The organism is Mesorhizobium sp. IMUNJ 23232, from assembly GCF_044326205.1.
Classification (GTDB): Bacteria; Pseudomonadota; Alphaproteobacteria; order Rhizobiales; family Rhizobiaceae; genus Kumtagia.
In genome coordinates, this window is the sequence record NZ_JBIRCY010000007.1 from 97,079 (window position 1) to 119,681 (window position 22,603).

Below are 22,603 nucleotides of genomic sequence, written 5' to 3' on the forward strand. Positions count from 1 at the left end.
TTGGCTCTTGGCTTGGCTATGAACGCATGACGAACGGGTCCTGGACGGAATCGTCCAGTTCGCACCACACGCTCTTGGTCTGCAGATACTGGTCGATGGCCTCGATGCCGTTCTGGCGGCCGATGCCGCTGGCCTTGTAGCCGCCGAAAGGCGAGTTGAAGGTCATGCCGCGGTACATATTGACCCACACGGTTCCGGCTTGGAGTTTTCGCGCCATGCGGTGGGCGCGGCGAATGTTCAGCGTCCAGACGCCGGCGGCGAGCCCGAATGCCGTGCCGTTGGCGATGGCGACAGCCTCATCCTCGTCGTCGAACGGGATCACCGACAGGACCGGCCCGAACACCTCGTTTTGGGCGATGTAGGAATCGGGCTTGACGTTGGTCAAAATGGTCGGCGCGAAGAAGAAGCCGTCCGGCAGGCCGGGCGGATTGGCGCGCACGCCGCCATGGACGATCTCCGCGCCTTCCGCCACCGCCTTGGCGACCATGCCTTCATCCTTGGCGAGTTGGGCGCGGGTCGCCACCGGCCCCATTTGCGTTGCCGCGTCGAGCGGGTCGCCGATCTTGATCGAGGCGGCGCGCCTGGCCAGCATCTCCAGCGCCTGGGCGTGCAGCTTGCGGTGCACCAGCGCCCGCGAGCCGGCGACGCAGGTCTGGCCGGCGGCGGCGAAGATGCCGGCAAGCAGCCCGGCCTCCGCCTGCTTCAGATCGGCGTCGTCGAAGACGATGTTGGCGCTTTTACCGCCGAGTTCCAGCGTCACATGGGCGAAGCGGCGGGCGGCTGCCACCGCGACGGCGCGTCCGGCCTCGACGCCACCGGTGAAGGCGATCTTGGCGACGTCAGGATGGTTGACCAGCGCCTCGGACGTTTCGCGGTCGCCGGTGACGACGTTGACGACGCCCTTGGGGACGCCGACCCTCTCCGCCAGCCGGGCTGCCTCGATGACCGAGGCCGGCGTGACTTCCGACGGCTTGATGATCACCGTATTGCCGGCGGCAAGCGCCGGGGCGATGGCCATGATGGCGAGGAACAGCGGCGAGTTCCATGGCATGACGACGCCGACCACGCCGAGCGGCTCGCGCAGCGTGTAGTTGAGCACCGAACCTCGATCCAGCGGAATGACCCGACCCTCGATCTTGTCGGCCAGCCCGCCGTAATAATACAGCCAGTCGGGCACGATGCGCGCCTGCAGAACGAGCTCGTTCAGCAGCTTGCCGTTCTGCAGGGATTCGAGGCGGCCGATGGTCTCGGCGTTTTCGAGGATGGCGTCGGCCCATCTCATCATCAGGCGGCCGCGACGCGTCGGGGAAAGGTTGCGCCAGGTCTCGAAGGCGCTCGACGCCGCTTCGACGGCGCGATCGACCTCGCCGGCGCGGCCGAGCGCGAAATGGCCCCAGATCTTGCCGGTCGTCGGGTTTTCCGTGGCGAAGGTCGCGCAGCCGGCGCTCTCCGTCTCGGCGCCGCCGATCCAGTGCCGGAAGCGAACCTCCGATCCTTCGCTACCCGATGCCACCGCGTTTCCTCGTTAAAATTAAAAAGTCTTGTCCTTTGATAAAATCGAGCCGATGCGCTGTCAATAGCGTTGACTGCCGGGCGTTCGGGAGATGGCGGGCAGCGGCCACTTCGTTCACGACACAAGCCCCTGACGAACCGGCGCAAGCGATTGACAAGCCTCGCAACGCCAACCATAGTTGTTACACAAAAGAACAAAATCTTTTGATTTTAGTCGCGCAGGCGTGACTGCGGACGGCGATCCTGACGCATCGACGCCGAGCGTGGTTTGCCTCACCATGGAGCCGCGCACAGCGCCGCGACGCGGTGGCGGGCGTTGGCAGATCGAACCGGAGGCTACGTCTTGATCGAAGTGCTGGACGGGGGAATGCAAACGACGATCCAGGACGGCGGCCGTCCGGGTTATCTGTCGCGCGGCATCCCGCCGGCAGGCGCGCAGGATTTCTACAGCCTGGCGCTCGCCAACCTGCTCGTCGGAAACGAGTTGACGCCGCCTCCCCTGTCGCGTTTCGCGCCGGGCGCGGCGGGGCTGGAAATGCTGATGAAAGGCGTCAAGCTGCGGTTCCGGGAAGACGCTGTGATCGCGCTGGCCGGCGCCGAAATGGGCGCAAAACTTGATGGCGTAGACGTGCCGCGCTTTCAGCCGATCGCGGTCAAAGGCGGCTCGGAACTGCATCTCGGCGTCGCCCGCGCCGGCGCGCGCGGCTATCTGGCCGTTGCCGGCGGTTTCAACGTTCCGCGGGTGCTCGGCAGCCGCGCAACCTATGTGCGCGGCACGCAGGGCGGGCTGGAAGGCCGGGCACTGCGCAAGGGCGACCTGCTCAGGCTCGTGCCGGCATCGGGCGACCTGAAGGCGATTGCCTCTCGCCGCGTGCCCGCCGGCCTGCCGACGACGCCCGACGAGCCGCGCGTCATCCGCGTCGTGCTCGGCCCCCAGGATTTCATGTTCACCGAAAGAGGCGTCCAGACGTTCCTCACGGCCGAGTGGAAACTGTCGCCGGTCTCCGACCGGATGGGCATGCGGCTGATCGGGCCGCCGCTCGAACTGCATCCGCGCCCGTCTTACCTCACCCACGATGCCGGTGCCGGGCCGGCCGACATCGTCGACGACGTGATCCCGGTCGGCGGCATCGAGCCGATCGTCATGGGCGTCGAGAACCCGACCGCCGGCGGCTATGCCAAGATCGCCACGGTGATCTCCGCCGATCTCGGCAAGATGGGCCAGTTGAAGCCTGGCGAGATTCTTACTTTCTGCGCCGTGGAGGCAGCGGAGGGGCTGGGCGTCATCCGCAGGCTCTGGAAGCAGCTTTGCGACGCGCGCGACGCGCTCGCCGAGAAGGCCGCTGCATGAGCCTGAAATCGATCGACATCAATTGCGACTGCGGCGAGAGTTTCGGCAACTGGTCGCTCGGCGCAGACGAGGCGCTGCTGCCGTTGATCACCACCGCCAACGTCGCCTGCGGCTTCCACGGCGGCGACCCACTGGTGATGCAGCGCACGGTCGGCATCGCGCGCGACAACGGCATCGCCGTCGGCGCGCATCCCGGCCTGCGCGATCTCGAAGGGTTCGGCCGGAGGCCGATGCGCATCACGCCGGACGAGGCGTACGCCATGGTTGTCTACCAGACCGGTGCGCTGAAGGCGTTTGTCGAGGCGGCCGGAATAGCACTGCACCACGTCAAGCCGCACGGCGCGCTTTATTCGATGCTCAATGTCGAGGAGGAGCTAGCTGAAGCCGTGGCTCGCGCCATCGTCGACGCCTGTCCGGCTCCCTTGCTCTACTGGCCGGCGCCGTTCGAAAAACACGCGCTGCCGCGCGCGGCGAAAGCGGCGGGCATAAAGGTCGCCGGCGAGGTGTATTTCGACCTGCTCTATGGCGACGATTGCAGCATCGTTGTCGAGCGCAAGAAGACCGAGAAGAAACTCTCCGACGTCGCCGAGCGGGTTCGCCGTTTCGTACGATCCGGCGAGGTCGTCTCAGTGAGCGGCAAGGTCATTCCGATCGACGCGCAATCCATCTGCATCCATGGCGACGGGCCGAACGCGGTGGCCGTCGCCGAGACCGTGATTTCGGTGCTGCGCGACGAGGGCGTGGCCATCGAGCCGGTGACGGTCGGTTAGAGGAGACAGGTCATGATCTATGAAAAACCCGTCTTCCGCCCGCTCGGCGATTGCTATCTCGCCGTCGAATTCGGCGACGAGGCCGACCTGACGCTGAATTTCCGCGTGCTGGCGCTGGCCGACGCCTTGCAGCGCGAGGAGATCGCCGGCGTCATCGAGATCATCCCGTCGTTTCGCGAACTGGGCATCGTCTTCGACCGTTTCGAGACGGATTTCGAGACGCTGGAGGACGTCGTCGCCTCGGTGCAGAAGACGGTCGCAGAGGTCGAAAAATTGCCGTCGCGGCTGGTCGAACTGCCGGTCTGGTACGACGATCCCTGGTCGGCGGACCTCGCCAAGCGGTTCAATGTGCAGAAGAACATCGACTTCGTCGCCGAGGCCAACGGCATCACCGTCGACGAGGTGATCAAGCGCCACACCGGCACCGACTATTGGGTGGTCTGCGTCGGCTTCACGCCGGGCTGCTATTTCTCCATCCCGCTCGATGCGTCGAAATGGCTGAAGTCGCCGAAATACAAGACGCCGCGCAGCTACACCCCTGCCCGGCTGATCGCGCTGGCCGGCTTCTCCACCGGCGCCTATCCGGTGGCGAGCCCCGGCGGATACCAGGTCATCGGCCGGCTCGCCGTCAACATCTACGAGCCGAACTCGAAAAGCACCGCCTTCCCCGACGATGGCGTGCTGCTGCAGGCGGGAGACCGGCTGCGCTACTACAATGTCGGCGCGCTCGAATATGATGACATCTGGAACGCCGCGCAGGAGGGCACGTTCAAGTACCGCATCACGCAGGAGGAATTCGACGTGTCCGGCTACCTCGCCTCGCGGCCGGGACGCGACGCATGACCGGCAATAAACGCTTTTCCACCGTGCTCATCGCCAATCGCGGCGAGATCGCGGTGCGCGTCATCCGCGCTTGCAGGGAAATGGGCATGCGTAGCGTTGCGATCCATTCGGACGCCGATGCCAACGCGCCGCATGTGCGCATGGCGGACGAGGCGGTGGCGATCGGCGGGAACGCCGCGTCGGAAAGCTATCTGGTCATCGCAAAAATCCTCGATGCTGCGAAGCGCAGCGGCGCCGAGGCGATCCATCCGGGCTACGGCTTCCTCTCCGAAAACGCCGACTTCGCCGATGCCTGCGCAGCGGCCGGGCTCACCTTCATCGGGCCGCGCGGCGACGTGATCCGCGCCATGGGTTCGAAGGTGGCATCACGGCAATTGATGAAAGCCGCTGATGTGCCGGGCGACACCGAACCGGTTCTCACAGTCGACGATGTGCTGACGCGCGCGGAAGAGATCGGTTTTCCGATCGCCATCAAGGCGGCGTCCGGCGGTGGGGGCAAGGGATTTCGGGTCGCGCACAAGGCGGAGGAAGCGAAGGCGGCTTTCGAGGGGGCTTCGTCCGAAGGGCTGCGCTTCTTCGGCGACGGTACGGTCTATGTCGAGCGCTACCTGCCCGACCCGCGCCATGTCGAGGTGCAGGTCGTTGCAGACGAGCATGGCAATGTCATCCATCTCGGCGAGCGCGACTGCTCGGTGCAGCGGCGCCACCAGAAGCTGATCGAGGAAGCGCCGGCGCCTGCCGTCGACGCGGCTTTGCGCCAGAAGATCGGGGCGATCGCGGTCAACGCCGCGCGTTCGATCGGCTACACATCGGTAGGTACGATCGAGGGCCTGCTGGTCGGCGGCGAATTCTATTTCCTCGAAATGAACACGCGGCTGCAGGTGGAGCATCCGGCGACCGAGCTTGTCACCGGCATCGATGTTGTGCGCACGCAGATCGCGATCGCGCAGGGCAATCCGTTGCCGTTCACGCAGGCCGACGTCACGTTCCGGGGCCATGCCATCGAATGCCGTATCAATGCCGAGGACGCCGCCAAGGGATTTCTGCCGCGCCCGGGCACGGTGTCCGCCTATCGCGAGCCGTCCGGGCCGGGCGTACGCGTCGACAGCGGCATCGAGGCGGGTAGCGTCGCTAGCCCCTTCTACGACCCGCTGCTGGCAAAGCTGATCGTCTGGGACGAGGATCGCGAGCGCGCCACGCGGCGCATGCTGCGCGCCCTCGACGAATTCCGGATCGACGGGCTGAAGACGCTGGTCCCTTTCCACAAGGCGTTCCTCGCCACCGAGGAATGGGCATCGGGTGGCACAGGCCACAAGCTGCTCACCGATAAGGCTTTTCTATCAACAATCGGGACCGAAATCGCCCCAGCGCCGGCCGTGCGGGCTGCGGAATGATAGCGAGGATTTTTCATGGTTGATGTGACGGCCGAAATCGGCGGCAATGTCTGGAAGGTGCTGGTTTCCGCTGGCCAGAAGGTGGCGGAAGGCGACACGCTGGTCATCCTCGAATGCATGAAGATGGAAGTGCCGGTGCTTGCCCCGGTTTCCGGCACGGTGTCGGAAGTCAGCGTCGCCGAAGGCGGCGCCGTGGACGAAGGCGGCGGCGTCGTGGTGATCGCGGAGGGGTGATTCCTGGATGAAAGAGACGAAGCGTTGACATGCAGCGCAAGTGACCGGGCTCCGGTACTGGATTTTGTCATGCACTTGCATTACATATCGAAAACTCAAGGAGTAGCCGATATGGCAGCGAACGCACTTGTCCAAACGCGTATCGACGCGGATTTGAAGGAGCGCGCCTCCGAAGTCTTGGGAAGTATGGGCCTGACGATTTCGGATGCGGTTCGTATTCTTCTAACACGCACAGCGAACGAGGGTGTCTTGCCACTGGAATTGATCAGCAATAGCGATGCCCATGACACCTGGTTCCGAGCGAAGGTACTGCAAGCTCTCGAAGACACCCGACCAGACATCGATGATGCTGAAGTTGAGGCGTACTTTACAGAGCGCCGTGCCGCTGCACGTCGCAAAGGCACCGCGAGTGGCCAATGAAACTCGTCTGGGCTGCGTTCGCGCTTGCCGACAGAAGAAACATCTTTGCGCATATCGAGGCTGACAGTCCAAGGGCGGCCGATCATGTCGATGAGCGTATCGCGACGGCCGTTCGTCGTCTGATCGATTTTCCGCAAAGCGGCAGACCGGGTCGGATTGAGGGAACACGCGAGCTTGTCATACCGCGGACACCCTACATTGCAGCCTATGTCGTGACTGCCAACAGAGTTCGGATCATACGCATCCTGCATGGAGCGCAGAGATGGCCGGAAGAGCTCCCGCCGGAATAGGCAATCGCTCAGGGAACCCCTACCTCGCCAGCAGCATCCTGACCGAGTTTCCCAAAAACTCGTTGCAGGCCGGGTCGATGCCGACCTCGGAGAAATGGCCCCACGGGCCGGGGATCGGACGCAACTCGGCATTCGGCATTTGCGCGACCTCCCAGGCCATGTCTTCCGGCGGGAAATACATGTCCTTGGCGCCGGGGCTCATGATCGCCTTGGCCTTGATGGCGCCTAGCGCCTTCTTCAAGTCGCCGTCGTAGCCGTGTGTCTTCGAGATATCAGCCGTCTGCCAGGTGTTGAGCTGGCTAAGCAGGTCGTTGGCGTCGCAGCGCAGCCAGAACGCCTCCCAGAAATTGACGAGGAAGCTTTCGACATCGTCGAAACCCATGCGCTTGTAGAGTTCGTCGCGATAGAACTCCTGCGACAGCGCCCAGCCTGCCCAGACGCGGCCGAGCGCCTTCAGACCGGCGACGGGCGGGCTGGTGTAGTCGCCACCGGCATAGGCGGGATCGGCGAGCAGCGCCGACCGGGGACCTTCGAGGAAGACGTAGCAATGGCGGCTGACGCGCGCCGCACCGCAGCAGGGGGCGATGCGCTCAACGAGGTCGGGATACGCAAGGCCCCACTGATAGGCTTGGAAAGCCCCCATCGATCCGCCGATGACCAACTGGATTCTCGTGATCCCGAACTTCTCCGTCACCAGGCGATGCTGCGCCCGCACATTGTCCTGGATGGTGATTGCGGGAAACCGCGCGCGATCGTAGGGCGCCGGCGTGTTGGACGGCGACGACGACAGGCCGTTGCCGAACATCTGCGGCACGATGACGAAATAGCGGGCGCTGTCCACCGGCTTGCCGTCGCCGATCAGCCATTCGACATCTGCATGGGTGCCGACGTACCAGGTCGGGAAGACGATGACGTTGTCGCGCGCCGCGTTGAGCGTGCCGTAGGTGACGTAGGCGAGTTTCGCAGCGGGCAGCCTCACACCGCCGTCCAGCGCGAAATCGCCAAGTTCGAAAGTCTGGACAGTGGCGGTCATAGCGCGTTCATCCCTCCGTCGACCATGAAGTTGCTTGCCGCCACGAAACTCGATTCGTCCGAGGCGAGATAGACGAACATCGGCGCCAGGTCCTCCGGCTCGGCGCGGCGGCCAAGCGGCGTGAACTCCATCAGCATCTTCGATTCTTCCGGCGTCACCGTGCGCGACATCGGCGTGTCGACATAGCCGGGCAGCACACAATTCACGCGGATGTTGTGCGGCGCGTAGGTCACACCGGCGTTCTTCGACAGCATAAGGCAGGCGGCCTTGGCGGTCTGGTAGGCGGCGTTGTTCTTGATGCCCGCCCAGCCCCAGACGGACGAGACGTTGACGATCGATCCGCCGCCAAGTTCCATCATGCCGGGAATGACGGTCTTCATGCCGAGGAAGGCGCCGAGCACGTTGGTGTCAAAGGAAGCGCGCATCGCCTCCAGCGTCTCCTCATGCACCGGCTTGCCGCTGGAGCCGAGGCCGGCATTGTTGATCAGCACATTTGGCTGGCCGAACGCGGCCTTGCATTCGGCAAGTGCTGCCGCCCACGCTTCTTCGCTGCGTATGTCGAGTTTTGTGAAAGCGATGCGGTCCTTCCGGCTTTCAAGGGCCTCCGCCAGCTCGCCGCCCGGCGCCTTGATGTCGGCCGCCAGCACTTTCGCGCCTTCGGCGGCAAATAGCCGAACGGTAGCCGAGCCGATGCCGGTCGCGGCTCCGGTTACGATGGCGATCTTGCCGTCCAGTCGTCCAGCCATTCGCAAATGCCTTTCTTGCAAACCATAAAACCTTGCGGCTAGCGTGCCGCCGGCTGCCGCGTCAGCGCGCGTCCGATCACGGATTCGCGCCAAACCTTGCGCCCGCCGATGAATTCCAGCGCGATGATGGCGAAGAGCAGCGCGCCGGTGACGAGTTGCACCAGTGATGCCTCGCTGCCGCGCGCCGAAAGACCCGACGCCACGACCGAAAGAATGGCGACGCCGAGCGCCACGTTGATGACCGTGCCGCGCCCGCCATAGAGGCTGATGCCTCCAAGCAGAGCAGCGGCGCAGCCGGAGAGGAGCAAGTCCTCATAATTCTGCGGAGCAGCGCTGCCGCCGCGCGCCGCCGCGAGCGCCCCCGCGAGGCTGGCGCAGCCGGCGGAGATGGCGAAGCTGATCGTAAACGGCCGCACGCGCGGCACGCCGGCCGCTATCGCCTCGTTGCGGGCGCCGCCGATGGCGAAGATCTCCCGGCCCCAGCGGGTGTAGGTCAGGAACAGGCCGGTCAGCACGAACAGGATGATGGCGATGATGCTGCTCAGCGAGAAGATGCCGTAGCGCTCCAGCAGCGGATCGGTGATCTCGAAATTCTCGATCATGATCGGCGCGCTGTTGGACAGGATGTGGGTGAAGCCGCGCAGCAGGATCAGCGTTCCGATGGTGAAGACCAGCGAGTTGATGCCCAGCTTGCCGATGATCGTACCCTGGACGGCCCCCAGTGCGATGCCGACGACGGTCGCAAGTGTCAGGCAACCGATCAGGCCGAGCGACGAGGTCTGCACGGCAATGACGGCGGCGAGCGCCGCCATGGAACCCACCGACAGGTCGAGTTCGCCGGCAACGATGGTCACCGCGAGGCCAAGGGCCACCAATCCGACCAGCGGAAAGCCTTGAAGGACGGAGAAGATGCTGGCCTGTCCGCGAAAGGTCGGCGTGATCGAGGCGATCACCACCCAGGTGACGATCAGCACAAGGAGAGGCAGCAGGTAGGGCCTGATGCGTTCGGCAAAAGTCATTTGCTGGACCTCCCGCGCCGCCGCAGCAGGTCGATCAGCACGACGATCATGACCACGACGCCGCCTTGGACCGCCAGCCTGCCGCCGGTGCTGAAATCGTTCAGGACCATCATGTTGGAAATGACCGCGATGATGATCGCACCGATCGCTGATCGCAGCGGCGAGCCTTGTCCGCCCTGGATCGCGGTGCCGCCGACAAGGATGGCGGCGATAGCGCTGATGGTCAGGCCGGGGAAGGACTGCGCCGTCGCCTGGCCGAACGCCGCGCCGCTCAAAATGCCGGCGAGCGCCAGCCCAATGGAAAACACCACGAAGGCCACGATTGTGACACGCGCGAAGGAGATGCCGCTGATTTCCGCCGTCGCACGGTTGGCGCCGACCAGGATCGTCTCGCGGCCGGTGACGGTGCTGGACATCAGCAAGGTCACGGCTACCGTAAACAGGAAGAAGACAATGACTTCGACGGGCACGCCGAGGATAGCGCCGCCGCCCCAGGAAATCGGATAGGCGCCGACACGCACGATGCCGCCGCCGGTCACCTGAGAGACGACGCCGAAGATGATGGCGCCGGCTGCCAGGGTGGTGATCACAGGATTGAGCCCGGCGGCAACGACGACGCCTTGCAGGACACCGACGACCACAGTGCCGGCGATGACGATGAGGATGGCGACGATTTGCGGCACACCCAGCCCGATCAGCACGACGAAGGCGACTATCGCCGCCATGGCCGTCTGGGTGATCGCCAGCGAGACGAAATTGCCGGACAGCGTCATGGGCGTCATCGCCACGGCGACGATGCCCACGGTAGCAGCATTGCGCAGGATGGCGCGCGCATTGTCGAGCGTCATGAAATTCGGCGTCAGCAGCATCGCCACGACGATGACCACGGCGGCCACGCCGATCACGGCAAACCGCATCGTCCGCTCTTGCCGGGCGGCGGCTTCGGCGGTCGGCACAGGGGTGGGATTGTTTGCGGCCGACATTGATCGCGCGGGCTCGTTCACGCCGCCTCCTGATGCATCACTTCGCGCACCAGCGCGTCTTCGCTCCATTCGGCCTGCGGCCGGATGGCGGTGAGACGGCCACGGTAGAAGGTGGCGATCGTGTCGGACAGGCCGAGGATCTCCGCCGTATCCGAACTGGCGACGACGATGCCCATGCCGGCGGCGCAGAGGTCGCGCAGCCGTTGGTAGATCTCGGCGCGGGCGCCGATATCGACGCCACGCGTCGGCTCCTCCAGCAGCATGATGCGTGGGGCCGCACCCAGCCATTTGCCGACGGCCACCTTCTGCTGATTGCCGCCCGACAGCGTGCCGACAAATGAGCTCAGCCGCTTCACATCGATGGCGAAGCGCGACGCGATTTCCCGCGCCTTGTCGGCCTCGCCTCTCGACGAAATCCATCCGCCGCTGCCGGCGACGGTCCTGATCCAGGGTGACGAAAGGTTTTCACGGATCGAGCGCTCGGCAAAGATGCCGTCGTGCTTGCGGTCCGCCGAACAGTAGGCAACACCACCCTTCAGCGTGGCCGCCCGGCTGCGCAAGGCCAGTTCTTCGCCGGCGAGCAATGCGCGGCCTGCGGTCGGCGGCGTCATGCCTGCAAGCGCCTGCATCACCGCGCTCGTGCCGCTGCCGAGCTGGCCGGTGAGGCCGAGGATCTCGCCGGGCCGGACGTCGAAATCGACTGGCGCAGTGAGGCCGGGCGCCAGCAGCCCACGCACCTCCAGCAAGGCGGAGGAACCGATTGCGCCGCGTGCCGGGAACATGGTCTCCAGATCGCGGCCCAGCATCATGCCGATCACCGAATCAACATTGAGTTCCGAGGTCGGCCTGGCAGGCAGGCTGCGGCCGTTGCGGAAGACGGTGACGCGGTGGGCGATGCGAAAAACTTCCGGGAGCCGGTGGGTAACGTAGATGATGCTGCGACCTTCGACGGCGAGCCTCGTGATCACCGACAGCACCCGCTCGATCTCGCGGTCGGCAAGGGCCGCCGTCGGTTCGTCGAAGATAAGGATGCGGGAATCGCGTACGAGCAAGCGGGCGATTTCCAGAAGCTGCATCTCAGCGACGCTCAGCCGCTCGACCGGAATGCGCGGGTCGATATGATCAAGACCGACCGCCGCCAGCAGTTCGCGCGCCCGACGGTTCAGCCTTCCCGGCAACCACAGAGCAGGCTGGCCGGTCTGGCCAAGCACCAGATTCTCCGCGACCGTCAGCGTCGGCACGGAACTGTATTCCTGATGCACGACGGCGACGCCCGCCGCCTGCGAACGAGCGCTCGGATAGAGGTCGACCGGCTGCCCGTCGATCTCGATCGAGCCGGAATCCGGCTGCACGAGACCGGAGATCACCTTCACCAGCGTCGACTTGCCGGCGCCGTTCTCGCCGAGCAGGGCCATGACCTCGCCGGGCCGAAGCTCGAAATTCACCTCGGCCAGCGCCTGCACGCTGCCGTAGCGCTTGGAAAGGCCGCGGACGGAAAGACGCGGCCTCGCGGCCGCGTCCTTGCTTGCTTGTGTCTGGTATTCCGAAGCCACGTGTCCGTTCACATCAGCCGGCGCAGATCTCGTCGGCAGAGTAGCCCCAGATTTTCGTGTTCGCCACACCGTCGGCGCCGATCGCCGGGGCGTGCGGCATGTAGTTGAATTTTGCCGGCGGCGTGTTCTCGATCGCGGGCGCATCGGCCGAGACGTCCATCTGCACGACGTCGCCCTCGATCTTGCCGGCGGAGACCAGTTTCGCCGCGGTACGCACCGCCAGAGCCCCTTCGACGGCGGCAGGCTGGATGCCCGTGCCGAAAGTCTCGCCGTTCTTGACCGCGTCGAGGCTGCCTGAGCAGTCGCCGGAGACGATGTAGACGTCCTTGCCGGGCGTGATGCCGTTTTCCTTGAGTGCGCGGATGATGCCGTTGGCTGCCTGCTGGTTGGAGACCCAGAGGAAATCGAACTGGCCCTTGTATTTCGGCACGACCTGGCTGCCGATCTCGTAGCCGGTCTCCGGGCTGTTCGCGCCATATTCGAGATGGATGATGTTGAACGGGGCGTCCTTGGTCGCCTCTTCCATACCCTTGTAGCGCTCGGTGCCGGTCTTCTCGCCCTCGGGGTGCTGGAAGATCAGCAGGTTGCCGTTCGGACTCTTGAACTGCATGCCGGCGGCCTTCGCCGCGTCACGGGCCTTGATCAGCATCTCGCCCACGGTCTTGCCGATGAGGATCTGGTTGGCGCCGGAATAGGCCTGGACGAAGGGCCAGGACTGCTCGTTCGGCTCCTGCGTCAACTGCACGACCGGAGCCACCTTGGAAAGCTGGCGCACGTCGTTGATCGCGGCGTCGGCGACCCAGGGCCAGAAGATGATCGCGGCCGGCGCGGCGCCGCTGGCGAGGTACTGCTGGACCTGCGCATCCTGCTCGGGCTGCGAGAAATTGTTCTGGAACACGGTCAGCTTGTAGCCGAGCTTTTCAGCCTCGGCCGTAGCGCCCTTGATCTGGTTGGCGCCATAGACGTTGGACGCGGTGATGGTGAACATCACCAGTTCCTTGCCCTCGCCCTCGACCTTGCCGGTGCCCTCGGCGAAGCTGGAGGATAGCGAGAACGCCCCCCAGGCAAGCGCGGTGGCGCAAAGAAGGGACGCGATCTTTCTGGTCGGCGACACTGGAAACCTCCTGTTGCGGGTCCCCTGTTGTTCTGGCTGACCTCCCGCTGCGATCCGCCAAATAAAAAAAGCATTGATGTTTTTTAATCACCCTGTTTTGGACCTGTCAAGTTACGTTCGTGCCCGCCAAACACGCTTGTCATCCGACTGGTTGGAAACCGCGGAGAGTCGGCCACGCGGCGCTTGACAGCCTTGTCCCTGCATACGATAAAATAAAATACTTTTATCTTTAACCGAGGAGCGCTTGCCGTGATCAGCTTCAACTGGGTGATCACCCTGCCAAGACACATGACCGCCGACCAGTTCGACGACTGGTATCTCGGCATTCATACCGAGCTGGCGAAGGTCGGCCACAAGATGATCCGCTACAACATCAACCGGCGAGTCGCGAACCAGCCGGCGGCGAGCCATGGCGAATTCTTCCGCATCGCCCAGGAATACTGGAAGACCTGGGACGACATGGTGGAATGCTGGAACCACACTTCGGGTTTCGCGCTGCTCGGCGACGGCCTCGCCAATATGGGTCTAGGTTCGGGTACGTTGCCGGGCATCGCGCTGACCGAGCACACGCAGTTCAAGGTCGCCAACCCGGCCAACTTCAGCACCTTCCAGCGCGGCTATCGCGCCCGCGAGGACGGCACGATCACCCGCTTCATCGCCTTCGGCATGGCCAAGGACAAGGCTGGGCTGAAGGACTGGTACGCCTCGCGTTTCGCCGGGCTGGGCGAACATCCGCTGCTGCGCGAACATATTTTCGGCATCGGCGTCGGCAAGGTCATCGAGTTCGGGCTGGTCGGCCGGCTGCCGAATGACGAGATGCTCTCCTACGACTGGAATCTCGAACTGTGGTTCGATTCCAACGAGGATGCGCACAAATTCCTGTCGTCGGAGCCGTTCACGACCATGTTCTCCGAACTGCGCACGGTCAGCACCGACACGCTCGGCGGACTCTTTCGCGGACAGGAAATGCTGATGCTGAACAAGGCGCTGCCGCACCGCGACGATTGACGGCCAATCAGTCTTGCCTCGTCACGAGGCCGGCCCGCCCGGCGTCGACATAAGGCGCCCAGAAGTCGACGGATTCCCGGATCGCCTCGACCACCTGCCGATCGGTCGGTTCGCGCTCGCGGAACGACAATTCCAGGCAGATCTCATTGTCCGACCCGCCTCCCCGGCGGATGGTTTCGATGAGCTTTTCCGGAATGATGCGGCCATTTTCGTTGTAGGCGGCGGTGAACGGCCAGTGGCCGCCCTTGTTCATCGACGACTGTTTGATGTGGATGATCGGCGACTGCGCCGCAAAGGTCTGCGCCCATGCGTAGGGATCGGTGTCAGCCGGATTGCTTGAACTGACGTCGCCATGGTCGATGTCGATCATCATCCTCAGCGGGATCGCAAGGCCCGCCGCGTCGATTTCGTCCTGCAGCGCCTGGCATTCAGTCAGCGTATGGCCGAACTCGCGGCCGACCGACATTGGTTCCCAGATCAGCCAGGTCAACCCGGCCGCCTTGGCGTGCTCGGCGACCTCACCCCAGCAGTCGAGCGCAATCTTCTTCAGGTCCGCCTGCCGGACCGGATCGTCGAAGTCGTTGTAGGCAAAGATGGCGAACTGGCTGCCGACACTCTTGGCGCCGAGTTCGCCCCAAATGTCGGAAAAGGTCTTGAACCAGTCGACGTAGTAGCGCCGCACGTCGGCGTCGGGATGGCCGAAATGATTGAGCCGTCCGTAGGGCCCGGTCATTCCCGAAGTGACGCGCACGCCGGTGCGTCCGAGCGCCTTGTGGAACAGTCTTGTGTGCTTGGCGATCGTCGCGGCCGGCCAGCCGGGATTGACGAATTCATGCGTCAACTGCACGTCGCGGATGCCGATGCGGTAGGCCAGCGCGTCGATCAGGTTGTCGGGATCGGCGAAACGGTTGACCAGCGGATTGGTATTCAGGGAGAGCGTGAATCCAGCCATTGCCTCTCACCTCGCCGGAAACACAAATCGCGACAGCACATGATCCGGCCGCGCGCCATGCCGGCAATAGAGTGCTTCCAGCCCTGCCCGGTCGAGATCGGCCAATATGCCCGAGCGCACCAGCGCCGAGGCGATGCCGGCATTTTTGGCGCCGACGACGTCGTGCTCGATGCTGTCGCCGATGCCGACGACCCGATCGAGCCTCGGATTGCCGGCGAGGTCGAGCGCCGCCTGATAGATTTCCGGATAGGGTTTGCCAATCCATTCGACCTTGCCGCCGAGTTCCGCGTAAAGCTCGGCGATGCGGCCGGCGCCGAAAGTCGGACCGGTCGCGGTCAGCATGATCTTGTCCGGATTGGTGCAGACCAGCGGCGCGCCGGCCCGCGCAGCCGGTTCGAGCAGGCGGCGGTAGTAGTCGAGCGGATGGCGGTCGCCCTCGCTGCCGGAAAGCAGCACGATCTCGGCCTTTGCTCCATCCTCGACCAATTCGAGATCGAGTCCCTCCACCGCGCTACGGTCGTTTTCGCGCGAAAGCAGCAGGCATTTCGCGCCCGGCTTCAGGCCAGGTTCCGCCGTCTCACCGGCGAATTTTCGCCATGCCACCTCGCCCGAACTGACGAACAGGTCCCAAGAGCGCGGCTGAAAACCCAGCCTCAACATCCTCTCCTCATTCGGCCGGGCGCGGCGTCCGGAATTCGACAGCAAGACGATGGTGCCGCCACTCGCCTTCAGCCGCTCAAGTCCCTCGATCGCACCCGGATAGGCCTTGTGGCCGTCATGCAGCACGCCAAACTGGTCGACGAAAAATACATCGTAGCGCCCGACAAGTGCAGACAGGTCGGCAGCTTCGATTGTGTGGACGGTCATGGCCGCAGCGCTCCCGCCGCGATGGCGCCCTGCAAGGCGAGGCGCGCCGTCCCGGCTGCCGCTTCCTCGGATAGCGCCGGCAGAAACGGCACGCCCAGCAGGCGCTTCCTGATCTCGGTCCAGACCGGGTTGGCTGCCCCGCCGCCGACGCTGCGCAAGGATTTCAACGCCGGACCGCCGAGTTCGGCGAGCCTTTCGTAGCCCAGCGCCTCGATTGCCGCGACGCCTTCAAAGATGCCGTGCAGGAATTTCGGGTCATCGTCCGGCCGTGGCTCCAGGCGCGGCGCAAGATCGGGATCGGCGATCGGAAAACGCTCGCCCTTGCCGACCAGGGGATAATAATCGAGGCCGCTAGGCTCTACCGGATCGATGTCTTTCGACAGTTCGGCGACACGCGAATCCGCGAAAAAATGCGCCAGCACTTTTCCGCCGGTGTTGGACGCGCCGCCGGCCAGCCAGCGGTCGCCGATGCGATGGCTGTAGAGCCCGTATTGCGGCGCGAAGATCGGCTTTTCCGACAGCACCTTCACCGTCAGCGATGTGCCGAGCGCGGTCACGCCTTCGCCGATCTTTTCCGCACCGGTGGCGAGGAAAGAAGCACAGCCATCGGTGGTGCCCGCGACGACGACCGTCTCCGGCGACAACCCGTAACGGCGCGCGTGCTCGGAGACGGCGTAGCCAACTGGTGTGCCGGGCGCGACGACCTCGGGCAGCAGCGAGGCGTCCGCGCCGGCTGCTTCAATCCAGTCCGGCCAGCTACGCGCGACGGGATCATAACCGGTCTTCAGCGCATTGTTCTCGTCGCTCACACCGAAGCGGCCGGAGAATTTGCCGGCGATCCAGTCTGCCTGGTGAATGACCTTCCAGGGCGAAAGTACCTTCTGGAATGCCATTACCTTGGCGAGACCGGAGGTCGATCCATGCGCGGCGCTGGTCGGAGGCGCGGTGGCGGCAATCGCAGCCAGAATTTCGGTATCCGCGACCGTATCGGAATACATCAGGCCGTCGGCCAACGGCCGGCCAAAACTGTCGATCGGCAGCATCGTGCCCGAGGTTCCGTCAACGGCCAGCGCCGCCACGCGGTGCGCATCGACCTCGGCGAACAATGTGTCGAGCGCGGCATCCAGCGTGCGCCACCAGACGCACGCGTCCCGGAAATTGTCGCCAAACGTCGCCATCTTCGCGCCGGCTTGCGCGACGACAGCGCCGGACGCGTCCATCGCCACGGCACGGGCGCCGGACGTGCCGATGTCGATGCCGACGACGAGATCGGTCATTGCAAGGCCGCACCCATCCGGCGGGTCAGCTCCTGCCGATATTTTTCGGCGTCCCAGTTGATCAATTGATGCGCATCCTGAGCGCTGAGGTAACGCAGGGCGGCCTGCCCGTCGATGCGCGCCGTCACATCGGCCAGGCAGCGCGCCAGCGCCTCGGCGCCGGCATTGGCGTCGCGGCGAACCAGCACGCCCTTGCCCGGAAACAGGATTTCCACCGGCGCTGCGCGGCTCTCCGCCGATGCCTTCGCCGCGACCGCAACTGCCGTGTCGCCCGGCGCGGCGATCACCGAACCCTCGCCAAGGAAGATGACGTGGTCAGGGTAAAGTGTGCCGGCGGCGGCCATGCGGCAGCTCGCAAGATCGGTCGCGGCGGCGTGGGCCTCGGGCTGCGCCGGCAGGCGATAGTCGCTGCCGGCGGCGAGACGCAGCAGCGCGTCGGTGTCCGCCGCCGGCGCCTTGCGCGGCGTGCGTGCCAGCAGGCCGCAAACGCGACCGAGCAGCGTTTCAGCTTCCGCCACGGTCTCGGCGGCGACCACCAGCCCGTGATTGCCGAGAACGAGGATGTCCGTGCCCGGCCGCCGCCGTTCCGCGATGGCGCGCGCCAGCGGCAGACCCGGCCGGCAATAAGGCACGAATGTCCAGTCCAGCCCTTTCAGCCGCTCGCCGATGACCGCCTCGGCATTCGCTTGCACGGCCAGCGAGATCGTCTCGACGCAATGCACATGGACCACGACACGTTGCGGCATCAAGGCGTGCACGGTCGTCTCGATCGACGGCCTCAGCCCGCCGGGATTGAGTTCGGCAACGACAAAAGCTTCGGCCTTCTCGGCTGCAGGATCAATGTCAGTGACCGCCTGCAACAGCGGCGCCAGACGCACCGGAACGAAGATTTCGTCGCGCTCGGCGTTCATCAGCCATGTGCCGGACGCCTTGATCCACAGTGTACCGTTTTCCTTCAGCGACGTGTTTCCGCCCGCCGCCTGCACCAGCAGCGGGTCGGCTCCCACCCGCGCCGACAGGTTTTTCAGCGGCTCGAATTCCGACGAATCCAGGTCCTGCCGGTTTGCCATCATCCCGCCCTTGCCAGTCTGCCGCCGCACCAGTCGGCAAAGGCCGCACGCTCTTGCGCCGAGAGATGCAGGCCATGCTTGGTGCGCCGCTCCAAAACATCCTCCGGCGTCTCGGCCCATTCCGTCTCGAACAGGAAAGTCGCCTCGCACTCATAAAAGTCCGGGCCGAAGCGGCGGCCAAGGTCGGCGAGCGACTGCGCGGGGCCTACCAGTTCCTTCGCCCGTGTGCCGTAGAGCCGGGCATAGTGTTTCAGCAGCGAGGCCGGCATCCACGGCCATCCGGCGGCGAGCATGCCGAGGAAACGCTCGAAATCCGCATCGGCAATGTCGCCGCCCGGCAGATGCGCTTCCGCTGTCCAGTTCTTGCCCATGCTTGGAAAGAACGGCCTTAGCCTTTCCAGCGCGTGTTCCGAGAGTTTGCGGAATGTCGTGATCTTGCCGCCGAACACCGAAAGCAGCGGCGCTTCGCCAGCCCTCACATCGAGTTCAAAAATGTAATCGCGCGTCACCGCGCTCGGGTTGTCGGCGTTGTCGTCATAGAGCGGCCGCACGCCGGAGAAGCTGTGGACCACGTCGTGGCGCGAAAGCTTGCGCTTGAAATAGCGGTTCACGACCTTGATCAGATAGTCGATCTCGTTTTCCTCCGCCGAGACATCCTCGGGGCGGCCCGAATAGGGGATGTCGGTGGTGCCGATCAGCGCAAGGTCATTTTCGTAGGGGTTGATGAAGATGACGCGCTTGTCGGTGTTCTGGACCAGATAGGCCTGCCGGCCCTCCCAGAATTTCGGCACCACGATGTGGCTGCCTTTGACCAACCGCACATTGCGGGTCGCGTTTAGCCCGGCCACACGGCCGACCACGTCGTTCACCCACGGCCCTGCGGCGTTGACCAGCGCTTTCGCGCGAAATGTGCGCTTGACGCCGATGCGGCCATCCTGCGTCTCGATCACCCAGAGGCCTTTTTCGCGCCGCGCCGACACGCAGGCCGTGCGCGTCAGCACCCGGGCGCCGCGCGTCGCGGCGTCGAGCGCGTTGAGCAGCACCAGGCGGGCATCGTCCACCCAGCAGTCGGAATATTCGAAACCTTTGGTGAAATTGGGCTCGATCGGCGCGCCTTCTGGCGCGGTGCGCAGATTAAGCGTGCGCGTGCCGGGCAGGCGCTTGCGGCCGCCGAGATGGTCGTAGAGGAAGAGACCGAGCCGTACCAGCCAGGCGGGCCGGTCGTCCGGGCTGTGCGGCAGCACGAAACGCATCGGCCAGATGATGTGCGGCGCGGAATTCAGCAGCACCTCGCGCTCGATGAGCGCCTCGCGCACCAGCCGGAACTCGTAATATTCGAGGTAGCGCAGGCCGCCATGCACCAGCTTTCCCGAACGCGAACTCGTGCCTTGGGCGAGATCGTCCTTTTCGCTCAGCACGATCGACAGCCCGCGCCCGGCCGCATCGCGGGCGATGCCGGCGCCGTTGACGCCGCCGCCGATGACGAACAGGTCGACTGTGTCGAGGTCAGTCATGGGGCAGAGTTCCGATAGGTGGGGCTAGCCTCTGCATCGAAAAACGCGCCATCTCAGCACGGATTGACCGGCGGCTGGCCCGCCAGATAACGCCGCACTTCCTCGGCCGCCTTCTCAGCCGCGTAGGTGACGGTGCGCACCGAAGCGCCGGCGATGTGCGGCGTCAGCGTCACATTGGGCAGTTGCAGCAGCGGCCAGTCGGCCGGCACCGGCTCGATGGCAAACGTCTCCAGCATGGCGCTGGCGATCTGGCCGGAGACCAGCGCCTCGTAGAGCGCGTCGTAGTCGACCAGCGGTCCGCGCGCCGTGTTTACAAAGATCACGCCGGGCTTCATTTTCGCGATCGTGTCGCGGTTGATGATGTGCTTCGTCTCCTCGGTCACGCGCGCATGCAGCGTCACGACATCGGCGCGCGCCACCAGATCGTCCAGCGCCACCAGTTCGACGCCGGCGTTGCGGTCCTCGGCGCTGAGCTGGACATAGGGGTCGGACACCAGAACCCTGCAACCGAACGCGCGCAGCAGCTTGACCAGTCTCGTGCCGATGTTGCCGTAGCCGACCACGCCGACCGTCATCTCGTTGAGTTCGCGGCCGGTGCGGTCGGCGCGGTAGAGGTCGCCGCGCCATTCGCCGGCGCGCATCGATTCATGACCGACGCGGATCAGCCGTGTTTCGGCGAGCATCGCACCGATCGCGAATTCGGCCACGGCGCTGGCGTTGCGGCCCGGCACGTTGACCACCCGGATTCCGTTGCGCCGCGCTGCCACCATGTCGATGTTCACCGGCCCGCCGCGCGACACGGCGACCAGCTTCAAGTCGGGCAGCCGTTTCATCATGCCGTCCGACAGCGGCGCGAGTTGCGTCACCAAAATTTCGGCATCGCCGATGAAGTCGACCACTTCGTCGGGATCGCCAAAATATTCCTTCAGCCCATCGAGCCCGTCGACGGCATAGCCATGCTCCATCGGCTCGTCCGGCCAGGGCTGCTCCAGCATGCGGATGTCCAGCGTGGCATCGCCGCAGGCCTTCTCGATCTCGCTGCGGAACACCTCCGGCAGCATGAAGCGGTCGCCGATGATCGCGATCTTTCGTGTCATGTCAGTCTTTCCGCGCTCCCGCCATGGTATGCCAGACAGGCCGCAGGGCCTGCCACGCCTGCGCATAGGCGGGATAAGTTTCGTCGTAAATGCCGGCAAGCGCGGCGTCGGGTTCTTCCGCCGCACCCAGCAGCGGCGTTACCCACTCCGCCGCGCAGGCGTCCATCGAAGCATACTGCCCGATCGACACGGCGGCGATCATGGCCGCGCCGGCGGCGCCCGCTTCCTCGCGCTTGCTGGTGCGGATTTTTGCGCCAAGCGATGCGCCGAGAATTTTTCGCAGCGCGCTGCTGCGCGCCGCACCGCCGGTCAGCCGCACCTCGCCCGGCAGCGGACCCATCACGGCGTAACAATCGCGCCCGGCGAAGGCGAGCCCTTCGAAAACGGCACGCACGAGGTCGCCGTAGCCGTGCCGGCTGGAGATGCCGACGAAGCCGGCGCGGGCATTGGCGTCGACGAACGGGCCGCGCTCGCCGGCTTCTGAAACATAGGGCTGGTAGAGCAGCGAAGCCGGCGCGGAGGTGGCGATCCATTCGTCGATCAACGGGATCATCTCGGCGGAGGTGCGGGATATGCCCTGCGAGGCAAGGATGCCGGCGGCCAGCCCCAGCACCCAGTCGATATTGAGCGTCGCCGCCATGTTCGACTGCATCTGCGTGTAGATGCCGGGCGCCGGCATGCACATGGTATAGCCGGTCTTGCTGTCGTTCAGGATCACGTCGGCCGCGCCGACGGCCAGGCGCATATGCATGCCGGTCGAACCGACGATCGAGCAGCCGGGCCTAGCTGCTGTATCGTAGAGCCCGGCGCCGAGCGCCGTGCAGGCAACATCGACATAACCCAGCACCACCGGCGTCCCGGCAAGCAGGCCGGTCATGCCCGCCGCGGCGGCCGACAGTTTTGCGCTTTGCGCGGCGCCGTCCACCATCGGCGGCAGCAGGCGGCGCAGATGCTTCAATCCGAGGAGTTCGACCACTTCGTCCGAATATTGCCGGCTGGCGAAATCGCCGAAGGTGAAGCAGCCTTCGGAAGGGTCGGTGGCGCGGTCGCCGGTCAGGCGGAAATAGAGCCAGTCCTTGCAGTGGAAGGCGGTTGTCGCCCGCTCGATCCGTTCCGGGGTCATCCGCTCCATCAGCCGAAGCTGCGGCCCTTGCTGGCAGGCGGCAAGCCCTGACCCCGTCTTCTCGAAGCGCGGCCTATCCTCCGGACGGGCGCGTATGTCCTCGACGATATCGGCGGCGCGGGCGTCCAGCCACAGCCAGCCCTTGCCGACCGGTTCGCCGTCCCTGTCGATCAGCCAGGTGCCATCCCCCTGCCCCGTTACCGCGATCGCGGCGACGCGCTTCGCCAGGTCCGGCACCTTGTCGGCCAGTTGCTGCAGCGTCGTCGCGGTGTCCGCCCAGGTGCGAGCCAGATCCTGCTCGGCGCCGCCACCTAAAATCGTCTCGTAGCGGTTCGGCAGCGCGGTGAAGGCGATCTGCCGGCCGACGAGATCGAAGGCCACCGACTTGATGACCGACGTGCCCGCATCGATGCCGATCAATACGTCGCGCATG

The 22,603-nt window shown here is 64.9% G+C and carries 22 protein-coding genes; 8 read left to right on the plus strand and 14 right to left on the minus strand.

Annotated elements, in window-relative coordinates; all coding sequences use genetic code 11:
• Positions 1-16 precede the first annotated feature (16 nt).
• On the minus strand, positions 17-1,513 hold the full coding sequence (locus tag ACH196_RS07215; protein WP_396646122.1) for an aldehyde dehydrogenase: 1,497 nt from the start codon (positions 1,511-1,513) through the stop codon (positions 17-19).
• 351 nt (positions 1,514-1,864) lie between these two features.
• Between ACH196_RS07215 and ACH196_RS07220 the strand changes: the two genes are divergently transcribed.
• From ACH196_RS07220 to ACH196_RS07250, 7 genes are all read left to right on the plus strand, one after another.
• A complete protein-coding gene (locus ACH196_RS07220) occupies positions 1,865-2,863 on the plus strand; it encodes a biotin-dependent carboxyltransferase family protein (RefSeq protein ID WP_396646284.1) in 999 nt (332 codons plus the stop codon).
• Positions 2,860-3,633 (plus strand): LamB/YcsF family protein, encoded by a 774-nt coding sequence (locus ACH196_RS07225; protein ID WP_396646124.1) that lies wholly within the window; start codon positions 2,860-2,862, stop codon positions 3,631-3,633. The genes ACH196_RS07220 and ACH196_RS07225 overlap by 4 nt, the downstream gene beginning before the upstream one ends.
• 12 nt (positions 3,634-3,645) lie before the next feature.
• On the plus strand, positions 3,646-4,476 hold the full coding sequence (locus tag ACH196_RS07230) for an allophanate hydrolase subunit 1 (protein ID WP_396646126.1): 831 nt from the start codon (positions 3,646-3,648) through the stop codon (positions 4,474-4,476).
• Complete coding sequence (locus tag ACH196_RS07235; RefSeq protein WP_396646128.1) at positions 4,473-5,870, plus strand: acetyl/propionyl/methylcrotonyl-CoA carboxylase subunit alpha; 1,398 nt, start codon at positions 4,473-4,475, stop codon at positions 5,868-5,870. Before ACH196_RS07230 ends, ACH196_RS07235 begins: the two co-directional genes overlap by 4 nt.
• Positions 5,871-5,885: 15 nt before the next feature.
• Positions 5,886-6,104, plus strand: a complete 219-nt coding sequence (locus tag ACH196_RS07240) for a biotin/lipoyl-binding carrier protein (protein ID WP_396646130.1) — start codon at positions 5,886-5,888, stop codon at positions 6,102-6,104.
• A gap of 111 nt (positions 6,105-6,215) precedes the next feature.
• Positions 6,216-6,524, plus strand: a complete 309-nt coding sequence (locus tag ACH196_RS07245; protein ID WP_396646131.1) for a type II toxin-antitoxin system RelB/DinJ family antitoxin — start codon at positions 6,216-6,218, stop codon at positions 6,522-6,524.
• Positions 6,521-6,814 carry a type II toxin-antitoxin system RelE/ParE family toxin gene (locus ACH196_RS07250; RefSeq protein ID WP_396646133.1) on the plus strand — a complete coding sequence of 98 codons (294 nt, stop codon included), beginning with the start codon at positions 6,521-6,523 and terminating at the stop codon, positions 6,812-6,814. The genes ACH196_RS07245 and ACH196_RS07250 overlap by 4 nt, the downstream gene beginning before the upstream one ends.
• 19 nt (positions 6,815-6,833) lie before the next feature.
• Here the strand turns inward: ACH196_RS07250 and ACH196_RS07255 are convergent, their stop codons facing one another.
• Genes ACH196_RS07255 through ACH196_RS07280 form a run of 6 tightly spaced genes read right to left on the minus strand, consistent with a single transcriptional unit; the run spans position 6,834 to position 13,262 of the window.
• Positions 6,834-7,847: an alpha/beta fold hydrolase gene (locus tag ACH196_RS07255; RefSeq protein ID WP_396646135.1), complete on the minus strand. Its 1,014-nt coding sequence runs from the start codon at positions 7,845-7,847 to the stop codon at positions 6,834-6,836.
• Complete coding sequence (locus ACH196_RS07260; protein WP_396646137.1) at positions 7,844-8,593, minus strand: SDR family NAD(P)-dependent oxidoreductase; 750 nt, start codon at positions 8,591-8,593, stop codon at positions 7,844-7,846. Before ACH196_RS07260 ends, ACH196_RS07255 begins: the two co-directional genes overlap by 4 nt.
• A 38-nt stretch (positions 8,594-8,631) precedes the next feature.
• Positions 8,632-9,612, minus strand: coding sequence for an ABC transporter permease (locus ACH196_RS07265; protein ID WP_396646138.1), 981 nt, complete (start codon positions 9,610-9,612; stop codon positions 8,632-8,634).
• Positions 9,609-10,616, minus strand: coding sequence for an ABC transporter permease (locus ACH196_RS07270; protein WP_396646140.1), 1,008 nt, complete (start codon positions 10,614-10,616; stop codon positions 9,609-9,611). The genes ACH196_RS07265 and ACH196_RS07270 overlap by 4 nt, the downstream gene beginning before the upstream one ends.
• Positions 10,613-12,148, minus strand: coding sequence for a sugar ABC transporter ATP-binding protein (locus tag ACH196_RS07275; RefSeq protein ID WP_396646141.1), 1,536 nt, complete (start codon positions 12,146-12,148; stop codon positions 10,613-10,615). Before ACH196_RS07275 ends, ACH196_RS07270 begins: the two co-directional genes overlap by 4 nt.
• A 13-nt stretch (positions 12,149-12,161) precedes the next feature.
• Positions 12,162-13,262: a sugar ABC transporter substrate-binding protein gene (locus ACH196_RS07280; protein ID WP_396646143.1), complete on the minus strand. Its 1,101-nt coding sequence runs from the start codon at positions 13,260-13,262 to the stop codon at positions 12,162-12,164.
• A 249-nt stretch (positions 13,263-13,511) separates the two neighbouring features.
• Between ACH196_RS07280 and ACH196_RS07285 the strand changes: the two genes are divergently transcribed.
• Complete coding sequence (locus ACH196_RS07285; RefSeq protein ID WP_396646144.1) at positions 13,512-14,270, plus strand: hypothetical protein; 759 nt, start codon at positions 13,512-13,514, stop codon at positions 14,268-14,270.
• 7 nt (positions 14,271-14,277) lie between these two features.
• On the opposite strand, the gene ACH196_RS07290 is transcribed toward ACH196_RS07285, so the two are convergent.
• Genes ACH196_RS07290 through ACH196_RS07320 form a run of 7 tightly spaced genes read right to left on the minus strand, consistent with a single transcriptional unit; the run spans position 14,278 to position 22,602 of the window.
• Entirely contained in the window at positions 14,278-15,222 is a 945-nt protein-coding gene (locus tag ACH196_RS07290; RefSeq protein ID WP_396646145.1) for a sugar phosphate isomerase/epimerase family protein, read from the minus strand.
• A gap of 6 nt (positions 15,223-15,228) precedes the next feature.
• Positions 15,229-16,089: a TIGR01459 family HAD-type hydrolase gene (locus ACH196_RS07295; RefSeq protein ID WP_396646146.1), complete on the minus strand. Its 861-nt coding sequence runs from the start codon at positions 16,087-16,089 to the stop codon at positions 15,229-15,231.
• Complete coding sequence (locus tag ACH196_RS07300) at positions 16,086-17,366, minus strand: FGGY-family carbohydrate kinase (protein WP_396646148.1); 1,281 nt, start codon at positions 17,364-17,366, stop codon at positions 16,086-16,088. Before ACH196_RS07300 ends, ACH196_RS07295 begins: the two co-directional genes overlap by 4 nt.
• A complete protein-coding gene (locus ACH196_RS07305; protein WP_396646150.1) occupies positions 17,363-18,436 on the minus strand; it encodes a class II aldolase/adducin family protein in 1,074 nt (357 codons plus the stop codon). The genes ACH196_RS07300 and ACH196_RS07305 overlap by 4 nt, the downstream gene beginning before the upstream one ends.
• Positions 18,436-19,950: a glycerol-3-phosphate dehydrogenase gene (locus tag ACH196_RS07310; RefSeq protein WP_396646152.1), complete on the minus strand. Its 1,515-nt coding sequence runs from the start codon at positions 19,948-19,950 to the stop codon at positions 18,436-18,438. The genes ACH196_RS07305 and ACH196_RS07310 overlap by 1 nt, the downstream gene beginning before the upstream one ends.
• A gap of 53 nt (positions 19,951-20,003) precedes the next feature.
• Positions 20,004-21,047 (minus strand): 2-hydroxyacid dehydrogenase, encoded by a 1,044-nt coding sequence (locus ACH196_RS07315; RefSeq protein WP_396646153.1) that lies wholly within the window; start codon positions 21,045-21,047, stop codon positions 20,004-20,006.
• 1 nt (position 21,048) lies between these two features.
• The gene (locus ACH196_RS07320) at positions 21,049-22,602 is read right to left on the minus strand and encodes an FGGY-family carbohydrate kinase (RefSeq protein WP_396646155.1); all 1,554 of its coding nucleotides are present in this window, start codon (positions 22,600-22,602) and stop codon (positions 21,049-21,051) included.
• Position 22,603 lies beyond the last annotated feature (1 nt).

What these genes read in the sequence shown, in the direction of transcription:
- ACH196_RS07265 (WP_396646138.1), bottom strand. Translation starts at nt 9,612, where the DNA reads ATGACTTTTGCCGAACGCATCAGGCCCTACCTGCTGCCTCTCCTTGTG.
- ACH196_RS07250 (WP_396646133.1), top strand. Translation starts at nt 6,521, where the DNA reads ATGAAACTCGTCTGGGCTGCGTTCGCGCTTGCCGACAGAAGAAACATC.
- ACH196_RS07225 (WP_396646124.1), top strand. Translation starts at nt 2,860, where the DNA reads ATGAGCCTGAAATCGATCGACATCAATTGCGACTGCGGCGAGAGTTTC.
- ACH196_RS07305 (WP_396646150.1), bottom strand. Translation starts at nt 18,436, where the DNA reads ATGGCAAACCGGCAGGACCTGGATTCGTCGGAATTCGAGCCGCTGAAA.
- ACH196_RS07245 (WP_396646131.1), top strand. Translation starts at nt 6,216, where the DNA reads ATGGCAGCGAACGCACTTGTCCAAACGCGTATCGACGCGGATTTGAAG.
- ACH196_RS07310 (WP_396646152.1), bottom strand. Translation starts at nt 19,950, where the DNA reads ATGACTGACCTCGACACAGTCGACCTGTTCGTCATCGGCGGCGGCGTC.
- ACH196_RS07240 (WP_396646130.1), top strand. Translation starts at nt 5,886, where the DNA reads ATGGTTGATGTGACGGCCGAAATCGGCGGCAATGTCTGGAAGGTGCTG.
- ACH196_RS07295 (WP_396646146.1), bottom strand. Translation starts at nt 16,089, where the DNA reads ATGACCGTCCACACAATCGAAGCTGCCGACCTGTCTGCACTTGTCGGG.
- ACH196_RS07290 (WP_396646145.1), bottom strand. Translation starts at nt 15,222, where the DNA reads ATGGCTGGATTCACGCTCTCCCTGAATACCAATCCGCTGGTCAACCGT.
- ACH196_RS07230 (WP_396646126.1), top strand. Translation starts at nt 3,646, where the DNA reads ATGATCTATGAAAAACCCGTCTTCCGCCCGCTCGGCGATTGCTATCTC.
- ACH196_RS07260 (WP_396646137.1), bottom strand. Translation starts at nt 8,593, where the DNA reads ATGGCTGGACGACTGGACGGCAAGATCGCCATCGTAACCGGAGCCGCG.
- ACH196_RS07315 (WP_396646153.1), bottom strand. Translation starts at nt 21,047, where the DNA reads ATGACACGAAAGATCGCGATCATCGGCGACCGCTTCATGCTGCCGGAG.
- ACH196_RS07320 (WP_396646155.1), bottom strand. Translation starts at nt 22,602, where the DNA reads ATGCGCGACGTATTGATCGGCATCGATGCGGGCACGTCGGTCATCAAG.
- ACH196_RS07300 (WP_396646148.1), bottom strand. Translation starts at nt 17,366, where the DNA reads ATGACCGATCTCGTCGTCGGCATCGACATCGGCACGTCCGGCGCCCGT.
- ACH196_RS07255 (WP_396646135.1), bottom strand. Translation starts at nt 7,847, where the DNA reads ATGACCGCCACTGTCCAGACTTTCGAACTTGGCGATTTCGCGCTGGAC.
- ACH196_RS07235 (WP_396646128.1), top strand. Translation starts at nt 4,473, where the DNA reads ATGACCGGCAATAAACGCTTTTCCACCGTGCTCATCGCCAATCGCGGC.